Source organism: Bacillus sp. AY2-1 (assembly GCF_008368965.1).
GTDB classification, from domain to species: domain Bacteria; phylum Bacillota; class Bacilli; order Bacillales; family Bacillaceae_G; genus Bacillus_A; species Bacillus_A thuringiensis_S.
Genome location: NZ_QPEL01000233.1, coordinates 1 through 5,181 on the forward strand (window position 1 = coordinate 1; position 5,181 = coordinate 5,181).

Here is a 5,181-nt window from a genome sequence, read left to right on the forward strand (position 1 = left end):
CTGATAAAGTTTGTAAGTATACGTTGTAGCCTTACTCTACTTCTCTCAATTATCTTTTCCCTATTAAGACTGAAGACTATAATTATGTTGCAGAAGAAATAACATATTCTCATGTAAGACACACTCTCTATTAATAATATTCATCATTATCAAATTAAAAGATTCGAGATCACTTAAGTTACTATCTTTTTTTAATAATTTAATATGTGCAATCTTATACAGTCTTTCCCATGATTGTTTTATATCCATTAACTCACTAGTAATATGAATAAATTTATCTTTAAATAACGCGTTCATGTCTATAAGTAAGTCATATAAAAAATATCTACTCCATCTCATATCAAATAAACATTTCAAATACAAAGGAAACATATTTCTTTGTTTATGAAAATCTTCATTTATATTTTCTTTAAGTTCAAGGGCTGCAATCTTACCAAAATAATATATCTTATTGTTTTTTTGCATAACTAAACCTCGAACATACTCACTTGATATTTTTTTTAGTGTTCTCAAAAAAATATCTTTAAGGTTTTCCATGCTTATTTTTTCCTGTATAATCACATCAATTGATGAGTAAGATGAAATTCTTTCTATACCTTTTGCTTGAGCCAATTCAGGTATAGCTTTTCCTCCTTTCCAAAAAGAATGAAACTCCTCCATTGATATCTCACCCATAAATTTATTAGGAACTGGATCTTGAACAAATACTCTATCTTCTGTAAGTTTGTTAATTGCGAGGTAATGGTCTGTAACATATTTATCCGTATGGACATCTATATGACTTTTTATAAATTTGGGGTTCAAATAATCATTACTATATGGTAGAAAAAAGGTGCTTCCTAAGGCAATAAATACTTCTTGACGATTCAAACATTCTTTTATATATTGAAGCCCCTTTTCAAAATTAGAATATACATGTTTCTCCATACGAAATGTTTGATTATATTCTAACAACTGTGTATATCTAGCTACAGAAGGTACCGATGTGATAGTATCCATACGATATGCTGGTATACTATATAACTCTTCATTGGCTATTAAACTCATGTAACTAATGCTACCCATACTTTTTAATTTATCGTGAAGAATTGGTATATAGCATGAATAATAATAAGGGACATCAAAAGTTGGAATTAATTCTTTCATTTTCACTACAGCACTCACCCCATATTTATTTTTTTACAGCCCTATCCAGTTCTCAACAGTATAATTCAACTGTAAGTCCTTAGTAGCTTTAAATTTTCTATGTGGAATAGGTTGTCCTAATTTATCCACTTCAAAGAGCCTAAAGCCTCTTGAAAACTTAAACCTGCATGCAAGGTCCCTTGGTACTTTAAAATTACCTGCAAAACGATTTTTTTCTATTCTATCTAGTATCATGCCTACACTCATATAAATTCGTTCACCAACTGGTGTATTTTCAGGTACTTCGACTGTTACAGAAACATCTACAAATTCTGATAATGTTTCTATTACCTTATATTTTTTAGGTATCCCTTTTACACCTTGTGTTACAAAGGTAACTTCGGCTTCTCCTATTTTCTTAGGTATAATTGTTCCATCCCCCATAACCTCTAGCACGTCTGGTTTATCGACTACAAACACACCATCTAAAACACTCATTTCAAAACCACTATCGTACGTAACAATTGGATTAATTTTCACTTTCATTCCAGTTAATCCAACTACATCTCGCCCATCTAATGTAACATTAACTATATTGCCAATATCTCCAAAAAAATATATTAATGGTAGATGCATACGTTCTCCCCAGTCTTTTTCAAAATGTGCACCATTTGGATCCTGATAAAAAATTAAATCATCTCTATATTTGTAACCATTTTCCAATAAAGTTTCTGCAATATCTCTCACATGTTTTACCAAGAAAAAACCTTCCGCACTACCTATATCCATCCATATTTTTAAGTCTTTTTTCCCTTCATACATTTCATATAATTTTAATTCCGAATGATCATCTTCAACTTTCACAAAGAATGGGGATAACATCCCAATTTTCCCAAACACTTCAGGATTGCGGAAACCAATATTATAAGTTGATAAACCACCTGCTGATGACCCTATTAGAGCTGTATTTTCAGCACTAGTCAATGTTCTAAAATTTTCATCAATGTAAGGTTTCACCTCATTGATTATAAATTTTTCATATAATAACCCAGAGCATTCTATATGTTTATCTGGTGAAATGAAATGACAAAACTCATTATTTTCGATGATTCTTTTATGTGCTATACCTACTATTATTATCTCTTGAATTTTCCCTTCATAAATTAGCATATCAGTTGTCTTGTGGACATTCCATGATTCATCATTTTTTATTACTGGTTCAAACAAGCGCTGCCCAGCATGCATATATAATACAGGATACTTTTGGTACGAATTGCTTTCATAACCAGGTGGTAAATATATAAATAGTTTTCTACTATTCTCAAGTATTTCAGAATAAAAATTTTCAGTCGTAATCACTTTAGAAGCTCGTTCCATAGTAACCTCCAATTTTCTATTTTTCACTTTCATTATTACAGTTCTCTTCAAATTTCTTAGCTTAAAAACGTACCCTTTATTAACTTTTAAGAGAATTTTTCAGTAAAAGCTTTTGTTTTAGCTACCAGAATGAAATTCCCCCGATTTTAATTACAATTGTAAAAAAAAGTAGACCTAAATAGTTAAGACTCCACCAAGATAGTTTTTTCTGCAGTTTGCCACTTTACAACCACTTCTCCAGTTCCAAAACTCGGGGTCAGATACTTATGATTCTCTCCGCCTTCAATCAATAGTGTGTTATTGATCTTTCTAATAAATTTAAATTCTAGCAAGGTATCAGCCGGAACACTTATATCAAAATAACCCGTAGGAAATTGAAACATTATTTGATTGAAAAATGGCCCTACCGCTTTGCAAGGTTTCATATTTCCTAATGAATATGTGTTACCCATTATAAAAACATCACAATCTGGTATTTCGTATCCATTTTCAATAACAAATCGAACACAAACTTGCTTTGTATTTAAGACCTCTACATGTTTATAGATATTACTCCTAGTTCCTGTATCTGTTAAAACAGTAATTTCATATTTACCATCGTTCACTGCTGGAACTTTTACTTTTATACTAGTATGTGACCATGAAACAACTTCCGCCTCTTTTTCCTCAAATAATACTGATCCTTTTTTAGAAGTAAAACCACATCCTTCAATACAAATTATTTGACCAACTGTTGTCATTTTATGTCCCACAGTCCCTATTAAAGGTATACTATTTACTCCTTTATGGTGCCAAACATGTACTGACCCAGGTCCAAGCCATAATGAATCTATATTATTATTTTCAACTCTAATTGCTTCACCATCTAAAAGGCCATCTAGTATGTCCTTATACTTTCTAGAAGGAAGAATTGTTTTAACATCTTTTATTTCATATCCTTCTGTTAAATTTCGATTCAACGCTATTAATACCACATCACTTCCAAAGTACCTTTCATATACATAAATATCATCCGTTATATATCTTTCTTTGGTATTTCCATATGGAAGTGCATAATTTAAACTACGAAGCGAAGATAAAGATTGTATTATCTTAAAGTTATCTGTATTCACATCAAAAGATTCCATTTGACCACGATTGTTCGGATCTCCATTTCCAACCATATACTGCTCTGTCCCATAGTATACAGAAGGTATTCCCCTTGAAGTTAACAAGAATGCTAATGATTGTTCTATTCTACGTTTACTTTGTCCATTAATGTGAAAACGGTCCATATCATGATTATCAATAAAAGTAACAAGATTATTTACATCATTATAAATTTGATATGTTTCTTCAATCATTTTGTGTAACCCACGCATGGAATCCATTCCATCTCGAAAAACTTCACGTACTTTATGAGCAAAACTAAAATCTAATAAACTCATACCACTATTATTTGCAAAATGAATATTTCTATGGTCATACTCATTCGGATTGATATACCATTCACCAAAAATAAATACTGGTCTATAATTATAGATTGAATTTAGCCAACTTTTTTGCCAGCCATATGACATGTGTTTTACTGCGTCAACTCGTATACCATCTATCCCTTGGTCTAGCCATAATTTAATAGCTTCTTTAAAATACAAATCAATAGCTATATTTTGGTGATTTAGATCTGCAAGATCAAATAAATTACGATAAACTCCGTCTTCATATTCTTCAAAATCCGTCCCACCATTATGATGAAAATAATGATTGTAATCATTATCATATCCACCAAGTAACAATCCATTATCATATAATCTACCATTTTCAGCATAGGTCGCATCATCATGTAATGCAGGCGAAGTGTGATTAGGTGCAAAATCCATAATAATTTTTATGTCTTTTGCATGAGCGGTTGTTATTAAGGTTTGAAAGTCTTCAAATGTCCCAAAAAAAGGATTTGTTCTTTTAAAATCACGAGCCCAATAGCCATGATATGAAGTACTTCCTACCAAATCATTTATTGGAGTAAAGATATTTTCTACCGGTTGAGATATCCATAATGACGTCACACCTAGTTTAGTAAAATAATTTGTATTTAATTTTTCAATAATCCCTATCCAATCTCCACCAAAGTATTTCTTTTTATTTTTCCTAGATTCATCGTATAATTCCCCTTTGGGATTATATGATGGGCATCCGTTATGGAATCTGTCCGTTACAATTTGATATATTATATCTTTAGAAAAATTAACGTTGTTCCTATTCACCTGAAGCTTATCTTTTTCTTTCAAATGACAACCTCCATTCCATAGAAGCATTTACAAGCTATTTTCAAACGTTTAGCACTCTACCCTTAAGTACTATTTGAAAAATAGTTAAAATATATTTCGCCTCCTAACTAGTAACTCATGTTTCGATTCAATTTTTCATACAAAATAATGTCTACAAGTGGGTTCTATATTTGTCCTATAAACTGTACCATTTGATTTATGTCGAAGTAAGGGAAAAAATGTCATTATATAGGGAGGGTAAATATAGAAAATTCTTACATAGAATTATGCTTGCAAAATAAAGCCCCAATAAAATACATAGACAAAACATTTTTTATTTGGTAATATTCACCTGAAAATATTTGGTAAAACTTTATGCAGAGAGGAGTATTGAAAGTAAATACTAGATTATTAATAAAAATACTATTTATAC

At 30.8% G+C, this 5,181-nt stretch carries 3 protein-coding genes; all 3 read right to left on the minus strand.

Going from position 1 to position 5,181, the window contains the following annotated elements:
- Positions 1-63 precede the first annotated feature (63 nt).
- The gene (locus DN403_RS29440) at positions 64-1,152 is read right to left on the minus strand and encodes a cysteine peptidase family C39 domain-containing protein (protein WP_149186056.1); all 1,089 of its coding nucleotides are present in this window, start codon (positions 1,150-1,152) and stop codon (positions 64-66) included.
- 27 nt (positions 1,153-1,179) lie between these two features.
- The gene (locus DN403_RS29445; protein WP_061667041.1) at positions 1,180-2,502 is read right to left on the minus strand and encodes an alpha/beta hydrolase; all 1,323 of its coding nucleotides are present in this window, start codon (positions 2,500-2,502) and stop codon (positions 1,180-1,182) included.
- A gap of 182 nt (positions 2,503-2,684) precedes the next feature.
- Positions 2,685-4,769, minus strand: coding sequence for an alpha-amylase family glycosyl hydrolase (locus tag DN403_RS29450; RefSeq protein ID WP_149186057.1), 2,085 nt, complete (start codon positions 4,767-4,769; stop codon positions 2,685-2,687).
- Between the last annotated feature and the right edge of the window lie 412 nt (positions 4,770-5,181).